This is a genomic window from Taibaiella koreensis (assembly GCF_003545715.1).
Classification (GTDB): Bacteria; Bacteroidota; Bacteroidia; order Chitinophagales; family Chitinophagaceae; genus Taibaiella; species Taibaiella koreensis.
The window spans coordinates 360,261-380,441 of the sequence record NZ_QVNU01000002.1 but is presented as its reverse complement, the minus strand read 5'-3'; the positions used below and the strand labels follow the sequence as shown (position 1 = coordinate 380,441).

Genomic DNA, 20,181 nt, shown 5'->3' with positions numbered 1-20,181 from the left:
GATATGAAGAAGTTATTTTTTCGTGTATTTGAACGTCTTTTACTGGCTCATCAACAAAGGATATATACACAGTTCAGACAGAAATATGACATCGATAAGGATTTTCGCTTTAATGGGAAGGATATTCTTATGTACGGCGAAGGAACAATTGTCACTGGTGCCGATTCTTATGTAGGTGAATATTCGACCTGGCAGGCCGCCAAAGGATATAAGATCGTTATAGGGCAGGGATGTATGATCAGTCACAATGTAAGATGTTATACCCAGTCGGCAATTCCCGATTATGATTTCTCGATCAAGCCTATACCTGAAAAATATGGAGATGTCATTATTGGCGATTATGTATGGATAGGAGCCAACGCATTTATTAACCCTGGCATAAGAATTGGCAATAATTCAGTTATCGGAGCCAATAGCGTTGTAACAAAAGACGTAGCGGAAAATGCGATAGTTGGAGGAGTACCCGCCCGTTTGATCAGATATAAGCAGTATAAGTAGTGATCAAAAAACTTTTCTCAGATTCTCTCATCTATGCCATTGGGCCGCAATTACCCAAGTTGGTAGGGATTTTTCTTTTGCCGATCATAACACGGTATCTTACGGCAGATGATTATGCAATATGGGGGCTGGCTACAGCATATGTAGCGGCATTGAGTGGCCTGCGCGATCTCGGGTTCACACAAGTGCTTGTTAATTTCTTTTTCCGGTATACTGCTAATGAAAAAAGATGGAAGATTGTATGGCGTCAATTGATGGGAATTCTAAGTATATGGGGCATCTTTTATGGAATTATTCTCGCGATAGTTTTGTACTTGACCTTACATAATAAGGTAGGAGATAATATTTGGTCACTGTTGTTTTACATAGTGATTCCTGCGGTATTTTTCGATATCATTTCGTTATACGGACAGCGCTTTTACCAGTTTAGTTCCAAGCCTATACCAATTGCGATTAGCTCAATATGCTCTGGGATCATCTCAATTAGTGTTAATTATATCGCTGTTGTTCACTGGCATGTACAATACATGTCATTTTTCATGGCCCTTTTCGCTGCCTCACTTTTTAACGCACTGTATTTTTTCAGGCCAGTAATACTTCAGCAAAAATTACTACCTATTTTTAAGATTCGAATCAGGCGGTTGATGCCTCACTTGAAGGTAGGCTTACCTACTATCCCCCATACGTATTCTGCCTATCTGCTCAATACTTCTGACAGAGTAATCCTGGATATTTACAAGCAGCCCTTGCATCTGATTGGTCAATACAACTTTGCTTATAACTTCGGCAATTATGCCGAGCTGGTAGGTAATGCAATAGGAATGGCCGTGAGCCCCTTTTATACCAGGTCGTATTCGCTAAGAACAGAAGATGGTGAGCGACAGGTAAAGATTTTCACCTTTTTGCTCCAGGCTATCTTCCTGTTGGGTACGGTTCTAATCGCTATATGGTGCCGGGAAATCCTGAATGCTCTGTCTTCAAATGCGGAATTAGCAGCTACCTATCCTTTTGTCATCATTATTATTATGAGCTATACTTACCGGCCTATGTATTGGGTACCCGTGAGCCGCCTTGGTTTTGAAGAAAAGACTAACCATCTGTGGAAGATATCATTTATAGGGGGGCTAATTAATGTAGTACTCAATATGATCTTAATTCCGTTTTGGGGCATTTATGCTGTAGTGGTCTCCACTTTCATTGGGCTGATGTATATCGGATTTTCCGGGTTTTATCTGAAGGCATTCAAAAAACTGAATAGTCAGAAATATTATCCAATGGCCTGGCTAGGACTTATCCTCATTTCTACGGTCGGTGTTATGTGGATCCGTGATTTCAGTGTTATAGGAAAGCTATCAATAACTTTTGGTTTGGCTCTCCTTTCAGTATTCGTTTTGTGGAAAAACCGCAAATGGATATACATGTTAAAAGAAATGGAATTATGATCGCAATTATAGATTACGGCGTGGGCAATATCGGCTCGGTGATCAACATGTTCAAGCGCATCGGGGTAAAGGATGTGGTCTTTACCCGCCAGGAGCAAGAGATAGCGCAGGCCGACAAAATATTATTGCCGGGTGTTGGTGCCTTTGATAGAGGCATGGAGTGCCTGGGAAACAGCGGTCTTATACCGATCTTGCGCAAATGTGCGTTGGAGGACAAAAAGCCCTTTTTGGGCATCTGCCTGGGTATGCAATTGCTGACCAAAGGCAGCGAAGAGGGACAAAAACCGGGCCTGGGCTTTATCGACGCCGAAACCGTGAACTTTTCCTTTCCTCCGGGCAGCCCTTATAAGATACCACATATGGGATGGAACACGGTAACGGTGCATAAACCCAATCCATTGCTCGACGGAAGCGAAGAGCAACGATTCTATTTTGTGCATTCCTACTATGTGCACTGCAACCAGGCCGAAGATATTATGGGAACAACCGACTATGGCAGCGCCTTTACCTGCGCCATACAAAAAGACAATATTTTTGCCACACAGTTCCATCCCGAAAAAAGCCACAAATACGGGATGAAGCTATTACAAAATTTTTCCTCGCTTTAATAGCCTAAATTTGCATCCCATGATAAGGCCAAGAGTTATCCCTATATTGTTGCTGCAGGATGGAGGGCTTGTTAAAGGCGAGAAATTCAAAAAGCATGAATATGTAGGCGACCCTATCAACGCCGTAAAGATCTTTAACGACAGCTATGCCGACGAAATATCCCTGCTCGACATCGACTGTACGGCCAACAACAGAGAGCCTAATTACGCCCTCATTAAAGAAGTAGCATCAGAAGCATTCATGCCGATGTCGTACGGAGGTGGGCTGAATAAAATAGAACAGGTCAGGAAAATATTGCATTCCGGTGTAGAGAAAGTGATCTTCAACACCAGCGCGTTCCAGAATCGCGACCTGATTACGCAAACAGCCCGGGAATTCGGCAGTAGCAGTACCGTGGTGTCGATCGATGTGAAAGGCAGCCTGTTCGGCGGGAAAAAGGTTTTTGTAGCCAATGGTAAAAAGGCCACGGGGCAGGATCCTGTAAGCTTTGCGCGGAAGATGGAAGCCCTTGGCGCCGGAGAAGTCATTCTCACGGCAATAGACAAGGAGGGAACGATGAGCGGTTATGATACGGACCTGATACGCCAGGTGGCTGCTGCGGTAAATATTCCGGTGATCGCCAATGGCGGGGCCGGTAAGCTATCCCATTTTAAAGAGGCCTTTCAGGCCGGAGCCGCCGCCGCCGCCGCTGGCAGCATGTTTGTATTTGTAGGCAGTATAAAAGGGGTGTTGATCAATTACCCGACCGAGGAACAGCTAAATTCAATTTGAGCCCAGAACTTATGAAATACCAGGTTTGTACAAAATGCGTCATGGATACTACGGATCCCAACATTGTTTTCAATGGAGATGGAGTATGTAACTATTGCCTGGACGCGGAACAAAAATTACCGCAATATCATTTCACGCCCGAACAAGAAGCAGAAAATCTGGCCAGGCTGGCCCGTGAAATAAAAGCCGAAAGCAAAGGAAAATACGATTCTGTTGTCGGCCTTAGCGGTGGTGTCGATAGTTCTTATGTAGCGCTGCTCGCCAAAAAGATGGGATTAAATCCCTTGTGTGTCCACTTTGATAACGGCTGGAACTCGGAGATCGCTGTCAACAACATCAAAAAGATCATCAGTACCTGCGGCTTTGATCTGCAGACTTATGTGATCGACTGGCCCGAATTTAAAGACCTGCAGCGTTCCTTTTTTAAAGCCGGCGTCATCGATATAGAGATGCTGTCCGATCATGCGATCATGGCTACCATGTTCCGGCTACGGGGCAAACATAAGATAAAGTATGTCCTATCCGGCACCAACTATACCACCGAGCATGGCATGCCGCAGGCCTGGGTCTGGAATAAAAGAGATATCAAGAACATTCGTGGCATTCAGAAGCAATTCGGAACCCGTAAAATTGACCGGTTCCCCACTACCAGCACGCTGAAAATGCTGTTCATCGAGAAATTCGGGATCGGTGGCGTATACGCAGAGCCGCTGAACATGATCAACTACAACAAGAACAGTGCCATGGAGGCGCTAAAAGAAGAATTCGGCTGGCAGTATTATGGCGGGAAGCACTATGAATCTGTTTTTACCAAATTCTACCAGGCTTACATCCTGCCAACAAAGTTCAATGTTGATAAGAGAAAGGTCCATTTGTCCGCCTTGATCCGTAATGGAGAAATAAGCAGGGAGCAGGCGCTCGAAGAATTGGCAAAGCCCCTGTATGCTCCGGAAGAACTGGCCAGGGATAAGGATTATGTATTGAAGAAGCTGGATTTTGCGGAAAGCGAATTTGACAAGATGATGGAAGCAAAACCCTTTACCCATGCCTATTACGGCACAGAGAACGACTTGATGAAGAAGGTGGTAAAGCTGGGTAAGTTTATTTTAAGAAAATAGCCACATAGTCAGGCGCAGGAAAATACAGGTCATGAAGATCGTATATGTAGCAGATATAAATATCGATATCACCTCTGGCGTGCTCAATAAGATGAATACCCAGATCAATTACTGGGTGGAAATGGGTCATGAAGTGCATGTCGCCTGCCTGGCGCCGTTCCGGATAAACAAGACAGATATTAAGCTCACACCAAAGGTTGCGGGAATCTGTATCCCGGTCAGCGGAATCATCCCCAGGTTTGTAAAAGGCCAGGTATACAATATCCTGAATAAGATCGTAGGACTGCGTGAAATAAAGCAATACCTGGAAACCCTTCAGCCGGATCTTATCTACATGCGGGAGATGGTGGGCTTTCCCGGCCTGAACAAGCTATTGAGCGCCTACACTGTGGTACTGGAAAGCAACACGCTCCTTAAGGATGAGCTGAAGCTATATAGCTATAAAGCCCGCAAGTTGTATGCGCTTTATCAGGAAAAGCTTTATAGTACCATTGATGGTTTTATCGGCGTAACCAATGAGATCCGGGATCAGTTCAAGGCTTATGGCAAGCCAGTCTGCACGATATCCAATGGTATCAATACAGACAATTTTGCAGCTGTGCGCGAAAGACGGTCCGGTACCGGGCATCAAGAACGGGCAAATATTATTCTGGTGGGAAGCCCGCACCAGGACTGGCATGGAGCCGATAAGTTCTACCTTATGGCTGAACAGATGCCAGAAGCCGATTTTCACCTGGTCGGGATTGAAGCGCCGGGGGTGGAAAGGGCCAACTTTTTTGTACACGGGTACCTGGATAAAGACGCGCTGATGGCGCTTTATCATAAGGCCGATATCGGTGTAGGCACCCTGGCCCTGCACCGGAAAAATATGGAAGAGGCCTGCCCGCTGAAGGTTAGAGAATATGCGGCTTTGGGTTTGCCCATGATCATTGCCTACTATGATGCCGACTTTCAGGGACAAGACTTTGTGCTGCAATTGGAGAATAAAGAAGACTGTATTTTGCCCCGTATAGAAGACATCCGTACGTTTGTACAAAAGTGGAAACATCAAAAGATAAGTCCAGACGTAATTGCCCCGCTTGTTTCCGTAACAATTAAAGAAAGAGACAGGCTATCTTTTATGACGCAAGTATCCAATAAATAACTTCTTTTGACGATATATTATTTTCTCTCCCTTGCTTTCTTTCTCCTGTCGCTGCTGGAGATCTATATCCTGGGCGGGGACAGATCCTTGCGCCTGTACAAAACGGCTTCCCTGTGGCCAATAGGAGTAGTATTAGTCTGTATTGCAGGGCTCAGGTATATGGTGGGCGCCGACTATACCTCCTACTTGGAGATATTCAAATGGATAGCCCAGTTCGACAACCTGCCGGATGCCATAAGCGGGATGGGCGTAATAGAGCCTGCATTTGTAACAGTTAACTTCCTGCTGAAAAGTTTGCCATATAATGCCTTTCTCTTTTTGTTTGCCATACCCTCCATATTTTTTAAGCTTCGCTGGATAGCGAAGTATAGCCCTTATATATTCCTGGCGCTCTTCTTGTATCTACCTACCTTTCTCGAGGGCGATATGGGCATTATACGACAGTACTTTGCACTGGGGCTGATATGCTGGTCTGTAGACTTTATTGATAAAAGGCGGTTGCTCCCTTTCCTAGTGTTGGTCATCCTCGCCTTTAATTTTCACCGGTCGGCCATTATCTTCCTGCCTGCTTACTTCCTGGTAAAGATCAGGATCAATTATTGGCATGCCTTAATATTGGTAACGCTGATGCAGGTCACTTCTTTTATTAATATGGATTTCCTGAAGCCTATCGCCCAACTCAACTCATTCATGTATGGGAAATTCCAGGATTATTCAACCTATAAAGACCTGGGCTTCGGTATAAAGGATATCGCCCGTATATTGATCCTGCTCCTGGTGGCGCTTAACCAGAAAGTCATCAAACAAGATAAGACCACGCGACTCTTTGCAGATTTATTCATGTGGGGCTGTCTTATTTATGCTTTGCTGAAGTTCAATGCGGCATTTGCGCAACGGCTCACGCTTTACTACCTGAGGGCCGAGATCATACTATTGCCCTGTCTGCTCTACCAGTTAGGGAACAGCGCTTCAAGCTTACTTAAAATCAACTCGTACAGGATAATTATTGTCCTTTACGCTATAATTGTCTTGTGTTATAAGATATACATCCTTATTCCCTGGAACGATAATTACCAATTCATCTTCTTGCACGACTAACGCATGGCCATGAGAGTATTACATATCATAAACAATTTGGGCAGCGGCGGTGCGGAGAAACTGCTGGTTAACGGGTTGCCACGGTACAAAGCACTGGGATTTGAAATGGAGATACTCCAGCTGAATGGTACAGCTTCTGTTCCTGATTATATAGCATCACTGGAAGAAATGCATATTCCTGTCTATGATCTGGGCTTGTCTAATGTATACCATCCGGCCGGGATAAAAAAGATCAGGCATTTCGTTCGCAATGCTGACCGGAATTACGATATCATTCATGTGCACCTGTTCCCGGCTATGTATTGGGCTGCGCTTGCATTGCGTAATGCCGGGATTCCCTTGGTATTTACCGAGCATAATACCCGTAACAGAAGGTGGGGTAAATTTTATTTCAGGCGCCCGGACCGTTACATATATGGGAGATACAAAAAAATAATCGCGATTACCGATGAAGTAAAGATCGGGCTGGAGCATTGGATCGGCGGCAATCGCGAAAAGATCATCGTTATTAAGAACGGAATCGACATCGATAAGTTTAACCACATTCAGGCTATAGAACGAACGACATTGCTGCGCTCCCTGAACATTGATAGTGAGCATACCCGGCTTTTGCTCATGACAGCCCGCTTCGATACCCAAAAGAATCACAAACGGCTCCTTGAAGCCATGACATCTATGCCAGAGCATATACATTTGTTACTGGCAGGCAGAGGCCCTTTGGAAGAAGAGGCCCGTTCCTTTTGCGATCAGTTGGGCATAAAGGGAAGAGTTCATTTCCTGGGATTTCGGAATGATGTAGCGTCATTGATGAAATCTGTTGATATCAGTATACTATCTTCCCATTATGAGGGCTTGTCCGGCGTAGCTTTGGAATCGCTTGCGTCCGGACGGCCGTTCCTGGGATCCGATGTTTCCGGTATCAATAATATTGTTCCCGATCATCGTTTCCTGTTCGCCCCCGAAAATAACGGTGTATTGGAAGAGAAGATATCCGGCATACTGGAGGATACCAACCTGCGCGAGGGAATGATCAGGGATGCCGCCCTGTTCTTAAAAGCGTATGATATCCATATTATGATCCAAAACCATGTTCATCTATATCATAACCTGAAGTAATGATGCACGTAGCCGAAAATGTGTTCCAAAATAGCTTCCGCAGAGGGATTTGGGTATTGCTATTATCCTTGTTCTGCATCCCCGGAGATATCGCTGCCCAGATCGGAAGTTCCTCCTTCCAATGGAAGGCCGGAAGCCAGCCATCACCGGGAATCTCTTTTACGGCGTTCCAATCCACGGTCGACGGCGATCAGATCGTTATAGGAACAAAGGGGTTGTTACAGGGGTTTTGCACGGTAAAATTTATGTTGCCCACTCCACTGAACAATGCTTCCATACACCTGTCTTCGCTCTACCTTACCAATGCTCCTGCTGCTTTCAATATTACCGTCGAGGCAGATGGTCAGAGGGAGGTGCTTGCCTTGCCGGCGGCATGGCGAAAGGGGTATGTGTTTATGAACCAGGGCCTCGACGTAGCGGTCCCGGCGACATTCAGAGGTGTGCGTTCTTTCTCCGTCACCATTAATGCCCGTGAAGAAACCGGGCAAGAGTATGCTGCACAGCTAAACGGCTTGAGCATATCCGGTACTCTGAGCAGTAATGTTGCCGCCCGAGGCGCCACAGTATCTGCTTCCGGATTCGCACTGCGCAAAGTAAACCCCTGGATGGCTCAGACAGCCGACAAAGCCCTGTCGGCAACAAATAACACGCCATTGGTAAAACTTACAGCCGATGGCCTGATCAATGACTGGATAACCACGTCCTTCCTGATCCAGGCTACCGGTGAGGAAAACGTCGATCTCTCCTGGTCGGTGCCTGCACCGCTTAATGGGAAAGTGCAGGTAAGGGTGGCCGGACAAGTCTATAATCAGGCCAAGCAGGTCGTATGGGACCCTTTGTTCGATGAGCGGCAGATCAGTAATTACTGGCAACAGGTAATTAACGGATATTATATCAGCGCATTTCCTCATCTTGTAGTAACAGATAAATATCCTTCCCTGATCTGGATAACGGTCAATACTACCGGTGTGTCGCCGGGAAGCTATACATTGAATATTACAGCAAAGGGCCGTAGCAAGACGCAACAGCTGCCCGTTGTGATTCAGGTAGGGAAAGGAAAGCTTCCCGACGCATCCCTCGATATCTTCGGCTGGCAGCACAATAGTGGCGTCGAAGATATAAAGGACATGCTCGCGCATGGGATCAATGTATTCTGGGCCGACAACAATTTGGCCTGGAACAACGGCGCGCACTTCCTGCTTTATACCCTTCCCACTTTTGACCGCCCTTCGCTCGACGAAAAGAAAAAGACGGAGATCAGGAATGCCGTTTCCCGTGCACGCGACGAAGTAAAGAGATTGAAAGTGCCGGCTAACCGCTGGGCCTTTTATATCGCCGACGAGACAACCGATAAAACAGCCGATAAGGATGTTGCGGTCGCCGACTATATCCATGGCCTGGACAAAAGTCTGCCGGTTTATTATAACCCGGCCTTCATCTTGTCTGGTGGCCGGCAGGAAACCAGCTATGCGGGGACGTTCAGCAAGATCAGATCCTCTGCCAGCGTGGTGCAACCTTATATCGATTTTATGGCCGATAAGCAGGCAACCGGTATTTACGAAAGCAGTAACATTCAAAAGTGGTTCTATGTAATCCCATTGCTGCACGATCCGGGTGTGGGAATAGGGATCATTCGCAAAGGCAGCGTCTATGCCTTTATGAACGGGGCCACAGGCTGGGGGCTTTATGCTTTGAACGCCTGGGCCAATTATCCCTGGGATCATTCCATCAGCAATAACTATTCGCTCATCTATCCGGACCGGGTAAGCTCCCGGGGGTATGAAGCCTTGCGCCAGGGGCTTATGGAATACAAAAGGTTGACGGCGCTTTCCGCAAAAGGTTACCCTGCAGCGCAGATCAGCCGCTTTGCCGGCGATCTTTATAATGCATCCTCTGCGGAAGCAATGGATGGCATAAGACAGAAGATGGATGCTGCGATCAATGATTCAAAAAATTAAAGCCCTGCCGGCTACTGCATGAAACAAGTTAAATTATTCCGCATCACCACTATACCGTTGAGCCTTAATGTGCTGCTCAGGGGGCAGCTCGCCTTTCTCAACAGGCACTTCCGCGTTACCGGGATATCGTCGCCCGGCGCAGAGCTGGAAGAAGTGCGGGAAAGAGAAGGAATAGAAGTGCGAGCAATAAAAATGGAACGGGAAATCGCATTGGCACAGGACTGGCGCTCGCTCCTGGCGCTCATCAGGCTATTCCGTAAAGAGCGGCCGGAGATCGTACATGCCAATACGCCCAAAGCCAGCCTGCTGGCTATGATCGCCGCACGTTGGACCCGTGTGCCGCTGCGCATCTATACCGTAACCGGCTTGCGGTTTGAAGGATTTCCCCCTTCCTTAAAACGGAAAATACTGGTCAATATGGAGCGGCTTACCTGCGCGATGGCCACACACGTTATCCCGGAAGGCAACGGTGTAAAGGACGCTTTGTACAAGAACAGGGTTACCCGTAAAGAACTGAATGTCGTCGCCAACGGGAATATCAACGGCGTGGATACGCGTTATTTCTCGCCATCAGCTATCGCTCCTTCTGACTTGATGCAAGTAAGATTACAATACAGCATTGAAGCTGGTGACTTTGTGTTCTGCTTTGTCGGGCGCCTGGTGAGGGACAAAGGCATTGTGGAATTATACCAGGCCTTTGCGCAACTGGCAGCAGAGCACACCGGCTTAAAACTATTGCTGGTAGGCCCTTTCGAGCATACGGGTAATGCTTTACCCGATGATATCGTAGAAAAAATAAAAAGCCACAAACAGATCATCACAACCGGCTTCCAATCCGATATAAGGCCGTTCCTCGGTATTTCCCATACTTTTGTATTTCCGAGCTACCGGGAGGGTTTTCCCAATGTCGTCATGCAGGCCGGGGCCATGGAACTGCCCTGCATCGTGACCGATATTAACGGCAGCAACGAGATCGTACAACCGGGTGTAAATGGTCTCATCATCGGGACAGGTTCTGTGCCGGCTTTATACGATGCCATGTCTGCTTTATTTTCAGACCGGCACAAATTAGAGTTGCTGAAAAGCAAAAGCAGGACCATGATCGAGGACAGATACGAGCAGGAATATGTTTGGGCGCAATTGTTGAACAGGTACAGGGAATACCTGGCCGAAAAGAAAATTCCCTTTACAGCAGATGTATAAAAGCGGGATAAAAAGACTGGTCGACCTTTTGGTGTCACTTGTGGGCTTCATCGTATTGAGCCCCGTTTTTGTTGTGGTTACGATATTGCTGTTTATCGCCAACCAGGGAAAGCCGTTCTTCTTTCAGAAACGACCCGGTAAAGGAGGGCATATCTTCAGCATCATCAAATTCAAAACGATGAACGACAAAAAAGATGCCTCGGGCAACTTGCTGCCCGACGCCCAAAGACTGACCAAGGTCGGATCATTCGTACGCAAGACATCGTTGGACGAGATACCGCAATTGCTCAATGTGATCGTGGGCGATATGAGCCTTATCGGTCCGCGACCCCTTTTGGTGGAATACTTACCTTTGTACAACGCGACACAAAAACGCAGGCACGAAGTACGGCCCGGCATAACAGGCTGGGCACAGGTAAACGGGCGTAATGCGATATCCTGGGAACAAAAGTTTGCATTGGATGTATGGTATGTGGACCATATGAGTGCCGGCCTCGATATAAAGATTATCGGCAAAACAATAGGTAAAGTATTACAATCGGAGGGTATCAATTCTGCCACGGCAGCCACCATGGAAAAATTTAAAGGAACGGATAGCTTATCATGAAAGATGCATATTGCTTCATCGGCGCAGGCGGCCATGCAAAGGTTATCGTGGAGACGGTCGAAGACATGGGGGGAAAGATAGGCTTCCTGATGGATGCCCATCCTTCGGGGCCATCGTTAATGGGGCATGAAGTCAGGATGCAGCGCGATGACATTATCCGGGAATATGCGGAAAGCCAATGGATCATAGCCATCGGCAATAACGCGATCCGCAGGAAGATCGCTGAACAATTCGAGTTGCGCTATGCTATAGCAAAGCATCCTTCCGCTCATGTTTCTTCAAGAGCTGTAATAGGCGAAGGAACGGTTATCATGGCGGGTTGTTCCGTCAACGCAGAAGCAGTGATCGGCAGGCATGTCATTCTCAATACCAATTGTTCTGTCGATCATGAATGTAACATCGGCAGCTATGTACACATCTCTCCCAATGCGGCATTGGGCGGAAATGTGACCGTGGGCGAAGGTACCCATATCGGTATCGGAGCCTGCGTTATACAAGGTATCACCATCGGCAAAGAGTGCACCATAGGCGCAGGCGCCGTCATTATTAAAAATGTGCCGGATGGCGCCACTGTTGTCGGCAATCCGGGGAAAATAATAAAAATTAAAAACAGGTAACCGTGAATTCAAAGGTATGGCTTTCCTCCCCGCATATGGGAGGCGCAGAACGTACATATGTACAGGAAGCATTTGACACAAACTGGGTGGCGCCGCTGGGGCCCAACGTTACAGGATTTGAAAATGACCTGCAGGACTATCTCGGCCAGGGATATGTAGCGGCGGTAAGCAGTGGCACGGCGGCATTGCATCTGGCTCTCATATTGCTGGGAATTAAAGCCGGCGATGAGGTTATCTGCCAGAGCATGACCTTTTCCGCATCGGCCAACCCTATCGTATACCAGGGCGCGACCCCTGTGTTTGTAGATAGCGAGTCCGAAACCTGGAACATGGACCCGGCAGCACTCGAAGAAGCCATACAGCAGCGCAAGGCGTCGGGAAAAAAGCCCGCAGCCATTATCGTTGTGCACCTCTATGGTATGCCGGCGAAAATGGATGAGATCATGGCTATAGCCCGGCAACACGATATACCCGTAATCGAAGATGCCGCCGAAGCGCTGGGTTCTTCTTATAAGGGGCAGAACTGCGGTACCTTCGGCGCGTTTTCGATTCTTTCCTTCAATGGCAATAAGATCATCACTACTTCCGGCGGCGGCGCGCTCGTGGCTCGTTCTGAAGCAGATAAAAGTCAGGCCGTATTCCTGGCAACGCAGGCAAGAGATGCGGCGCCGCATTACCAGCACTCGCACATCGGTTACAATTACAGGATGAGCAATATTGTTGCCGGCATCGGCCGCGGACAAATGGAAGTACTCCCCTTAAGGGTGTCGCAGCGACGTGCGGTCTTTGAACGCTACAGAACAGCATTGAAAGCGATACCAGGAATAAGCTTGCTGGCTGAGCCGGAAGGCTATATAAGCAACCGTTGGTTAAGCACAATACTTGTCGATCCCTCACGGACAGGCGGTGTTACGCGGGAAACCCTGCGGCTGGCTTTGGAGCAGGACAATATCGAATCCCGTCCGCTATGGAAACCGATGCACCTGCAACCTGTTTTTGCCCACGCGCCGTATTATGGTAGCCCGGTATCGGAAAAATTATTTGACAATGGACTCTGCCTGCCTTCCGGTTCTAATATGACTGAACCGGATATAGAACGGGTGATCGCAATAGTCCTGAAGCAACTTCCTTAAAAGAAGCGTAAATTTATCTTTGGTTCCGGCAACCTTTTGTCCGGAACTTTTTTATTGTATTGAATGAATTCTTTCAATCCAGCTTATGCGTTATTATATCATTGCCGGAGAAGCCAGCGGCGATTTGCACGGCGGCAACCTGATCAAGGCCCTGCACCGGCAAGATGGCCATGCCGATGTCCGTTGCTGGGGTGGAGATCAGATGGAAGCTGCAGGCGCCGCGCTTGTGAAACACTATCGCGATCTCGCCTTTATGGGCTTCGTAGAAGTGATCCGGCACCTGGGTACGATAATGAACAACATTAAATTCTGTAAGCAGGATATACTGGCATATAAGCCCGATGTGCTGGTGCTGATCGATTACCCCGGCTTTAACCTGCGTATCGCCGACTGGGCAAAGAAAGCCGGCATCCGGGTCTGCTATTACATCTCCCCGCAATTATGGGCCTGGAAAGAAAACCGTATCGGGCAAATAAAGCGTTCGGTAGATAAGATGCTGGTGATCCTGCCTTTTGAAAAAGCGTTCTACGATAAGCATCATTATCCTGTAACCTATGTTGGGCACCCGCTTACAGAAGTAGTCGACGCCGCACTGAAGAAAACCGCTACCCCCCTTAGCGACAAAAAGATCGTTGCCTTACTGCCGGGTAGCCGTAGCCAGGAGATCCGTAAAAAACTGCCCGTGATGCTATCGATGGTAAAGCGCTTTCCCGGATATCAATTTGTGATCGCACAGGCCCCGGGGCAGGAAGACACGATCTACAGGGAGCTTTGTGCCGGTATGGATGTGCTATTGCTGCGCAACCAAACCTATGATCTGCTGCAACAAGCCTCTGCCGCGCTGGTTACCAGTGGTACGGCAACACTGGAAACGGCCCTGTTTGGTGTGCCGGAGGTGGTGTGCTACAAGGGGAATCCTGTTTCTTACTGGCTCGCAAAACGGCTGATCAAAGTAAAATACATTTCATTGGTCAACCTGATCCTGGATAAGCCTGCCGTAAAAGAATTAATACAGGACGACCTTAATGAGGAACAGCTGTACCAGGAGCTGAATGAGCTACTGCATCATACCGAGCGGCGGGAAGCGTTACAAAGCGACTATACGAAGCTGTGGGAATTGTTGGGCAGTGATAAGGCATCGGAAAAAGCGGCATCGGAGATACTGGCGATGATGGCATAGCCGCTCACATCAGCATTGGCATAACCATGAAGGCCTCTTTCAAAAAGAGGCCTTCATCGTCAAACATTAAAGATTACGTACCTTCTCCCATATTTCCGGTATACGCTTGATCCAGCTAAGATCACGCATCTTGCCCCTGGCTTCTTCTGCGGGTGAGCCAAAATAAGTCTTACCGCCTTCCAGTGAAGAAGGCACGCCGCTTTGAGCATACACGACCGCGCCTTTGCCTATAGTAAGGTCTTTGCTTACGCCTACTTGTCCCCACAGGATCACTTCATCCTCTATTATGGCTTTGCCGCCAATGCCCACCTGGGCAGCAAAAAGGCAGTTCCTGCCAATCACTGCGCCATGGCCTATGTGCACGTGGTTGTCGATCTTGGTGCCCTGGCCTATAATCGTATCACCGCTTACACCCTTATCTATCGTCGTCGCTGCACCTATCTCTACATCGTTATGAATAATCACGCGGCCACAACTCTCGAGCTTATCGTACTGCGAAGCCCTGTCCTTCCTCCGCTTGTAGTAATAAGCATCGGCGCCCAATATAGCGCCTGCATGAATAATGACGTTGTCGCCAATCACGGTATGATCATAGATCGTTACATTGGGGTGGATAAGACAGTCTTTGCCAATTACCACATGATTGCCGATGAATACGCCGGGCTGCAGTACCGTACCTTCACCGATAACGGCGCTGTCGCTAATGAGCTTGGTCGCCGGCTCAAAAGGACGGAAATGCTTTACCAGCTTCACATAGGCTGTAAAAGGGTCGGCGCATACAAACAATACCTTTCCTTCGGGCGCCGTCACCTCTTTATCAATGATAATGAAGGTAGCGGCCGAACGCAGGCACTTATCATAGTATTTCTCAAAGTCGACGAAGGAAATATCTCCGGGCTCAACTTTATGGATCTCGTTAATTCCTGTGGCTTCTGCTGCCGCATCGCCTACAAGCCTGGCATCGATGAAGTCGGCAATCCATGCCGCCGTTAAAGGACGTTCGAAACGCATATCGGTATTGTATTTAGTGCAGCAAAGATACTATGCCGCCAGCAGAATCCATGCGCCGGTAAACATCACGATTGATAGCATCATGTATCCTGCTTGTCTTAAAAATTAAGTGTAAAGCGGCCTCAAACCGATCATAGCACGATCAATGTTATCCACATTTTTTCGTCTTTTGTGAATATTTTTTTTCAAAAAATTTTTCAAAGAAAAAAATACTTATTAATATTGTGTAAACATTAGTACTTACTAACCCCTCCTCATAAAAGTCCCGGCTGTAAAAAAGCCGGGCTTTTGTTTTTTAAATAGCTGAAATCCTTTCCTGGAGCAGCTTTTACTATGCCTAATTTACTTATGTATTATGGCCTTCGACTACTATCTTTTTTATAAACCTTTCCAGGTGCTATCTCAATTTTCACCCGAAGGAGACAAAAAAACGCTTCGTGATTTCCTGACCGGCATCAAAAAAGATGTTTATCCCGTAGGCCGTCTGGATTATGATAGCGAAGGTCTGTTGCTGCTTACCAATGATAAGCAGCTGAACCATCAATTGCTGAACCCGCTCTTTGTGCATGAGCGGGAATACTGGGTGCAGGTAGAAGGTGTGCCTGATGAGGCAAAGCTGCATGCCTTACGCAAGGGTACCGATATCACCGTTGATGGTAAAGCTTACCATACCAGGCCGGCAGCAGTGCATTGGTTGCAGCCGGAGCCTGTAGTGCCCGAACGTTATCCGCCTATACGCTTCCGGCAGCATATTCCTACTTCCTGGTTGTCGTTACGGCTCACAGAAGGGAAGAACAGGCAGGTGCGCAAAATGACAGCATCTGTAGGCTTGCCTACGCTGCGGCTTATACGGTATAGCATAGGTAGCGTTACATTGGATCAGATGCGGCCGGGCGAATACATTAAGACGGGCACCTCTATCAGGCAACGGTTGCTGGAACGCTGAACGCATAATACCTTTGTTCCCTAATCTTAAAAAGTACCGGTTAACCATGACAATTTTTGATACCGCGAAGCAACATTACAGCTATGCAGAATTTGTACAGCTGCTGGAAACGCTAATGGCAGAGGGAAAAACAACAGGCCCTAACCAGAGTGATGATTATCTTTTTTATGCGCGCCTTAACCTGCAACGGATGCGTCGATGGGACAAGACCTTCGAGCTGAGAGAAGATGTGCTATCGGCGATGAGTAACGTCGTTACGCAGGATTGGTGGGTGATCACGGAGGGCTGGTGCGGCGACAGCGCACAAAATCTGCCGGCCATCGCCAGGATGGCCGAAGCGGCAAAAGGCAAAATAACGCTGCGCATTGTGCTGCGCGATGAGAATCCGCAGATCATGGATCAGTACCTCACCAACGGTACTTCCCGCAGCATTCCCATCCTGGTCGCTTTTGACGGGAACGGTAACCAATTGTTTCGTTGGGGACCCAGGCCGGTAACGGCGCAGGCCCTGCTTACTGCCTGGAAAAGTAACCCGGCGCCGGTTTCCTTCGAAGAATTTGAAAAGGAGATGCATACCTGGTATGCGCTCAACAAGGGCAAAGCGGTACAGGATGAACTGATGCAGCTATTGCAAAATTGACGGCGGCCGGGTCGCTTCTTTATTTTTCATTGCGTACTTTTGCTCCGTTCAAAAAATATTGAAGCCTATGTTTAATCTGATACTTTTTGGCCCTCCGGGCGCAGGGAAAGGAACACAATCGGCTAAGCTGATCGACAAATATCAGCTCGTACATATTTCTACCGGCGATCTCTTCAGGGCACATATCCAGCAGGAGACCGAGCTGGGCAAAAAAGTGAAGGCGCTGCTCGCTTCCGGCGAGCTGGTGTCTGATGCGATTACCATCGCCATGCTGGAAGAAGAGATCGGGAATCATCCGGCCGCCAGAGGTTTTATTTTCGACGGCTTTCCCCGTACGGTAGCCCAGGCCGAAGCGCTGGATAAATTTCTTGAGGGCCGGGGCGACAAAATAGGGACCGTTATCGCGCTGGATGTCGATGAAGATGAGCTGCGGAAACGTATTGCCGAACGGCACAAGGTAAGCAACCGGCCCGATGATGCTGCCGAGAAGCTGGTGAAGCGGATCGACGAGTACTTCGGAAAGACGATACACGTGCTGCCTTTTTACGAGGGTCAGGGTAAGCTCAGACATGTCAATGGTATCGGGGAAATCGATGCTATTTTCAGCGAACTGTGTCAGGTCATTGATGAACACCTGAAATAAAAATCAACCTTTTTTTGATAAGGGAAAGCGATGCGGGGGCAACTCTGCATCGCTTTTCGGTGTAATATCGGTGATCTCTATGTCGTCATCGGGGCAGTCAGGAAAAAATATATGATCTTTGCACCTTATTTGCAGCGAATGCGCTGTGGGGAACAAACCAATGGATAAAGCGAATTTTGTAGATTATATACGTATTTTTTGCCGCAGCGGTAAAGGCGGAGCCGGAAGCATGCACTTCGCGCATACCAAGTTCAATGCCAATGCCGGGCCCGATGGCGGCGACGGCGGCCGTGGCGGCCATATTATTCTCAGGGGCAATACCCAGTTGTGGACCTTGCTGCATCTGCGGTACTACAAGCATGTGCATGCCGAGGATGGCGAGCGGGGCAGCGGCGACAATTGCACCGGCCGCAGCGGTAAGGATATTATTATCGAAGTGCCTTTGGGTACCATTGCCAAGGATGCCGAGACCGGAGAAGTGGAAGCTGAGATACTCGAGGACGGCCAGGAATTGATCTGGTTGCCTGGCGGCATCGGCGGCAGAGGCAATACCTATTTCAAATCGCCTACCAACCAGGCCCCCGAATATGCACAGCCCGGAGAGCCTGGTATAGAGGGCTACAAGTATCTCGAATTGAAAGTACTGGCCGATGTAGGCCTGGTAGGCTTTCCCAATGCCGGCAAATCTACATTGCTCTCTTCCATATCGGCGGCAAAGCCCAAAATCGCCAATTATGCCTTTACCACCCTTACGCCTCAGCTGGGCATGGTCGCTTATCGCGGCGAGCAGTCCTTTTGCATGGCCGACCTTCCGGGGATCATCGAGGGTGCTGCAGAAGGAAAAGGGCTGGGACATCGTTTCCTGCGCCATATTGAACGTAACTCGGTGCTGCTGTTCCTTATCCCGGCCGATAGCGAAGATCATGCAAAGGAATTCAAAATACTGCATCATGAACTTGAGCAGTACAATCCTGAGCTGCTCCACAAAAAGATCATCATCGCGGTAAGTAAAAGCGATATGCTGGACGATGAACTGAAGGCTGAGATCGTGAAAGAATTGCCGGAGGGCATACCGCATCTCTTTATTTCGTCGGTTACTAACCAGGGGCTGCAGCAGCTGAAAGACGAGCTATGGACGGCGCTCAATGAAAAGAATGAGCTGACCGGCCGATAAAATTTCCCGATTTTGAAAGGAGCCCAGGATCGGAACCGCTATTTTTGGCTCTCAGACCAAATGGACCATGAAAAGCTGCTGCAAAGAAGCAAGTGACCGGGGGGAGGATACGCTTGATGCCCCGCAGAACACCGATGAAAAGGCCGGCTGGCTAACCCGGCTCAAGCATAAATGGCAGGTGAGGAACATACTCCAGGTCGTACTGATCCTGTGTACCTTTGCCTTGGGCGGATCGGCCTGCGGCTATATCGGGCGGCGGCTGATGCATGTGATCGGCCCCGATCATAAAGCGCTGTGGGTGATCATTTATGTACTGATGGTTACTATCCTGTGGCCGGCATGTGTCCTTATCATCAGTATACCTTTGGGCCAATTCCGTTTTTTTACCCGTTACCTGAAAAAACTGGGCAACCGTATCCTAGGCCGTAAGCCGGCTCCTAATAAAGAATAGCTTTTAACACATCCAACGAACGCAAGGGCCTGAAGTGCGGTACATGCAACTGTAAAAAGAACAGGAAATGGTCCAGCAGCAGCCTTCGTTCGTTGAGATTCATCCTGATCGCCGTGATCTCTTCCAGTGTGGCCGCGTAGTTGAGCCTACTCATCAGCCCAGCCTCCGTGCCTGAAATAAAAGGCGGGAAATGCGATACCTCCTTTGAAAAACGGCCTTCATGCACATCCACAAAAGAATATTCTTCGCTGTATTCTCCCGAAAGATAATAACCCGATAGCCTGGCCGATTGGATCACGAAATAGAGCGGATAATTGGCAATATCCGTCCTGGGTGCGTCGTCCAGTTGCAAAAGAAAATTTTTGAGAAAAGCGAATAGCTCTGGCTGCGGATCAAGCGTCGCCAGCAGCTGTCCGGTCACTTCAACAGCAAATAGCGCCACGCCGTTCTTCACCACATCCTCAAGAAGCTGCTGATAGATCACAGCGGGTTCATACTCTCTTATTGTTTGCAGGTTTTTTTGCGGTTGCTCATAGACCACCATATCAAGTATGGAAGAGGGGAACAAGACATTGGCCTTTCTTCCCTTTGAGCGGCCGCTGCGCACGCCTTTTACCATATAGGATTGCATGCCCAGGAGCTCGGTGAATACCGTGCAGATGAGGCTGGTCTCGCCGTATTTGACCGTTCGGAGAACAATGCCCCGGGTTTTGTGCACCATATGTGTAGGACGTACTTAAAGACAGGCGGTAAAATTAGGAACAAAATGCAAGCGCCTGCCACAATATCCCGGTTGACTTTCCAACCTTTTATTCTCTGGCT

Annotated in this window: 21 protein-coding genes; 19 read left to right on the top strand and 2 right to left on the bottom strand. The window is 48.3% G+C overall.

The genetic code is table 11. The features are described from left to right. Positions 1-3: 3 nt before the first annotated feature. From DZK30_RS08680 to lpxB, 14 genes are all read left to right on the top strand, one after another. Complete coding sequence (locus tag DZK30_RS08680) at positions 4-498, top strand: acyltransferase (RefSeq protein ID WP_118973733.1); 495 nt, start codon at positions 4-6, stop codon at positions 496-498. Beyond that, positions 498-1,940, top strand: a complete 1,443-nt coding sequence (locus tag DZK30_RS08675) for an oligosaccharide flippase family protein (RefSeq protein WP_118973732.1) — start codon at positions 498-500, stop codon at positions 1,938-1,940. The genes DZK30_RS08680 and DZK30_RS08675 overlap by 1 nt, the downstream gene beginning before the upstream one ends. Further along, entirely contained in the window at positions 1,937-2,548 is a 612-nt protein-coding gene (hisH, locus tag DZK30_RS08670) for an imidazole glycerol phosphate synthase subunit HisH (RefSeq protein ID WP_118974022.1), read from the top strand. The genes DZK30_RS08675 and hisH overlap by 4 nt, the downstream gene beginning before the upstream one ends. A 19-nt stretch (positions 2,549-2,567) precedes the next feature. Continuing rightward, the gene (locus DZK30_RS08665) at positions 2,568-3,320 is read left to right on the top strand and encodes an AglZ/HisF2 family acetamidino modification protein (protein WP_118973731.1); all 753 of its coding nucleotides are present in this window, start codon (positions 2,568-2,570) and stop codon (positions 3,318-3,320) included. Between the two features lie 11 nt (positions 3,321-3,331). After that, the gene (locus tag DZK30_RS08660; protein WP_118973730.1) at positions 3,332-4,438 is read left to right on the top strand and encodes an N-acetyl sugar amidotransferase; all 1,107 of its coding nucleotides are present in this window, start codon (positions 3,332-3,334) and stop codon (positions 4,436-4,438) included. A 31-nt stretch (positions 4,439-4,469) separates the two neighbouring features. Then, the gene (locus DZK30_RS08655) at positions 4,470-5,582 is read left to right on the top strand and encodes a glycosyltransferase family 4 protein (protein WP_118973729.1); all 1,113 of its coding nucleotides are present in this window, start codon (positions 4,470-4,472) and stop codon (positions 5,580-5,582) included. Between the two features lie 6 nt (positions 5,583-5,588). Beyond that, on the top strand, positions 5,589-6,680 hold the full coding sequence (locus DZK30_RS08650; RefSeq protein ID WP_118973728.1) for an EpsG family protein: 1,092 nt from the start codon (positions 5,589-5,591) through the stop codon (positions 6,678-6,680). A 9-nt stretch (positions 6,681-6,689) separates the two neighbouring features. After that, complete coding sequence (locus DZK30_RS08645; RefSeq protein WP_162902958.1) at positions 6,690-7,796, top strand: glycosyltransferase; 1,107 nt, start codon at positions 6,690-6,692, stop codon at positions 7,794-7,796. After that, the gene (locus DZK30_RS08640) at positions 7,796-9,754 is read left to right on the top strand and encodes a hypothetical protein (protein WP_118973726.1); all 1,959 of its coding nucleotides are present in this window, start codon (positions 7,796-7,798) and stop codon (positions 9,752-9,754) included. Before DZK30_RS08645 ends, DZK30_RS08640 begins: the two co-directional genes overlap by 1 nt. An 18-nt stretch (positions 9,755-9,772) precedes the next feature. Continuing rightward, on the top strand, positions 9,773-10,957 hold the full coding sequence (locus DZK30_RS08635; RefSeq protein ID WP_118973725.1) for a glycosyltransferase family 4 protein: 1,185 nt from the start codon (positions 9,773-9,775) through the stop codon (positions 10,955-10,957). Further along, positions 10,950-11,564, top strand: a complete 615-nt coding sequence (locus DZK30_RS08630; RefSeq protein ID WP_118973724.1) for a sugar transferase — start codon at positions 10,950-10,952, stop codon at positions 11,562-11,564. The genes DZK30_RS08635 and DZK30_RS08630 overlap by 8 nt, the downstream gene beginning before the upstream one ends. Further along, the gene (locus DZK30_RS08625; RefSeq protein ID WP_118973723.1) at positions 11,561-12,181 is read left to right on the top strand and encodes an acetyltransferase; all 621 of its coding nucleotides are present in this window, start codon (positions 11,561-11,563) and stop codon (positions 12,179-12,181) included. Before DZK30_RS08630 ends, DZK30_RS08625 begins: the two co-directional genes overlap by 4 nt. A 2-nt stretch (positions 12,182-12,183) precedes the next feature. Next, positions 12,184-13,314: a DegT/DnrJ/EryC1/StrS family aminotransferase gene (locus DZK30_RS08620; protein WP_118973722.1), complete on the top strand. Its 1,131-nt coding sequence runs from the start codon at positions 12,184-12,186 to the stop codon at positions 13,312-13,314. A gap of 85 nt (positions 13,315-13,399) precedes the next feature. After that, positions 13,400-14,494, top strand: a complete 1,095-nt coding sequence (gene lpxB, locus DZK30_RS08615) for a lipid-A-disaccharide synthase (protein WP_118973721.1) — start codon at positions 13,400-13,402, stop codon at positions 14,492-14,494. Positions 14,495-14,560: 66 nt separating this feature from the next. Here lpxB and DZK30_RS08610 read toward each other — a convergent pair whose 3' ends face one another. Next, the gene (locus DZK30_RS08610; RefSeq protein WP_118973720.1) at positions 14,561-15,505 is read right to left on the bottom strand and encodes a UDP-3-O-(3-hydroxymyristoyl)glucosamine N-acyltransferase; all 945 of its coding nucleotides are present in this window, start codon (positions 15,503-15,505) and stop codon (positions 14,561-14,563) included. A 355-nt stretch (positions 15,506-15,860) separates the two neighbouring features. Between DZK30_RS08610 and DZK30_RS08605 the strand changes: the two genes are divergently transcribed. The 5 genes from DZK30_RS08605 to DZK30_RS08585 all read left to right on the top strand — a co-directional run bounded on the left by DZK30_RS08605 (position 15,861) and on the right by DZK30_RS08585 (position 19,359). Further along, complete coding sequence (locus DZK30_RS08605; RefSeq protein ID WP_118973719.1) at positions 15,861-16,451, top strand: pseudouridine synthase; 591 nt, start codon at positions 15,861-15,863, stop codon at positions 16,449-16,451. A gap of 46 nt (positions 16,452-16,497) precedes the next feature. Beyond that, on the top strand, positions 16,498-17,091 hold the full coding sequence (locus DZK30_RS08600) for a thioredoxin family protein (RefSeq protein ID WP_118973718.1): 594 nt from the start codon (positions 16,498-16,500) through the stop codon (positions 17,089-17,091). 67 nt (positions 17,092-17,158) lie between these two features. Continuing rightward, positions 17,159-17,734, top strand: a complete 576-nt coding sequence (locus tag DZK30_RS08595) for an adenylate kinase (RefSeq protein ID WP_118973717.1) — start codon at positions 17,159-17,161, stop codon at positions 17,732-17,734. Positions 17,735-17,894: 160 nt separating this feature from the next. Next, a complete protein-coding gene (gene obgE / locus DZK30_RS08590; RefSeq protein WP_118973716.1) occupies positions 17,895-18,908 on the top strand; it encodes a GTPase ObgE in 1,014 nt (337 codons plus the stop codon). 67 nt (positions 18,909-18,975) lie between these two features. Beyond that, positions 18,976-19,359: a DUF6787 family protein gene (locus tag DZK30_RS08585; RefSeq protein WP_118973715.1), complete on the top strand. Its 384-nt coding sequence runs from the start codon at positions 18,976-18,978 to the stop codon at positions 19,357-19,359. Here DZK30_RS08585 and recO read toward each other — a convergent pair. Further along, complete coding sequence (gene recO, locus DZK30_RS08580; protein ID WP_118973714.1) at positions 19,346-20,080, bottom strand: DNA repair protein RecO; 735 nt, start codon at positions 20,078-20,080, stop codon at positions 19,346-19,348. The genes DZK30_RS08585 and recO overlap by 14 nt on opposite strands. Between the last annotated feature and the right edge of the window lie 101 nt (positions 20,081-20,181).

Bases quoted from the DNA above. Each gene is read 5' to 3' on its own strand.
- DZK30_RS08605 (WP_118973719.1), top strand. From the start codon at position 15,861: ATGGCCTTCGACTACTATCTTTTTTATAAACCTTTCCAGGTGCTATCT.
- DZK30_RS08595 (WP_118973717.1), top strand. From the start codon at position 17,159: ATGTTTAATCTGATACTTTTTGGCCCTCCGGGCGCAGGGAAAGGAACA.
- DZK30_RS08600 (WP_118973718.1), top strand. From the start codon at position 16,498: ATGACAATTTTTGATACCGCGAAGCAACATTACAGCTATGCAGAATTT.
- DZK30_RS08585 (WP_118973715.1), top strand. From the start codon at position 18,976: ATGAAAAGCTGCTGCAAAGAAGCAAGTGACCGGGGGGAGGATACGCTT.
- DZK30_RS08660 (WP_118973730.1), top strand. From the start codon at position 3,332: ATGAAATACCAGGTTTGTACAAAATGCGTCATGGATACTACGGATCCC.
- DZK30_RS08610 (WP_118973720.1), bottom strand. From the start codon at position 15,505: ATGCGTTTCGAACGTCCTTTAACGGCGGCATGGATTGCCGACTTCATC.
- DZK30_RS08625 (WP_118973723.1), top strand. From the start codon at position 11,561: ATGAAAGATGCATATTGCTTCATCGGCGCAGGCGGCCATGCAAAGGTT.
- DZK30_RS08680 (WP_118973733.1), top strand. From the start codon at position 4: ATGAAGAAGTTATTTTTTCGTGTATTTGAACGTCTTTTACTGGCTCAT.
- DZK30_RS08635 (WP_118973725.1), top strand. From the start codon at position 9,773: ATGAAACAAGTTAAATTATTCCGCATCACCACTATACCGTTGAGCCTT.
- hisH (WP_118974022.1), top strand. From the start codon at position 1,937: ATGATCGCAATTATAGATTACGGCGTGGGCAATATCGGCTCGGTGATC.
- obgE (WP_118973716.1), top strand. From the start codon at position 17,895: ATGGATAAAGCGAATTTTGTAGATTATATACGTATTTTTTGCCGCAGC.
- DZK30_RS08665 (WP_118973731.1), top strand. From the start codon at position 2,568: ATGATAAGGCCAAGAGTTATCCCTATATTGTTGCTGCAGGATGGAGGG.
- recO (WP_118973714.1), bottom strand. From the start codon at position 20,080: ATGGTGCACAAAACCCGGGGCATTGTTCTCCGAACGGTCAAATACGGC.
- DZK30_RS08645 (WP_162902958.1), top strand. From the start codon at position 6,690: ATGAGAGTATTACATATCATAAACAATTTGGGCAGCGGCGGTGCGGAG.
- lpxB (WP_118973721.1), top strand. From the start codon at position 13,400: ATGCGTTATTATATCATTGCCGGAGAAGCCAGCGGCGATTTGCACGGC.
- DZK30_RS08640 (WP_118973726.1), top strand. From the start codon at position 7,796: ATGATGCACGTAGCCGAAAATGTGTTCCAAAATAGCTTCCGCAGAGGG.
- DZK30_RS08655 (WP_118973729.1), top strand. From the start codon at position 4,470: ATGAAGATCGTATATGTAGCAGATATAAATATCGATATCACCTCTGGC.
- DZK30_RS08630 (WP_118973724.1), top strand. From the start codon at position 10,950: ATGTATAAAAGCGGGATAAAAAGACTGGTCGACCTTTTGGTGTCACTT.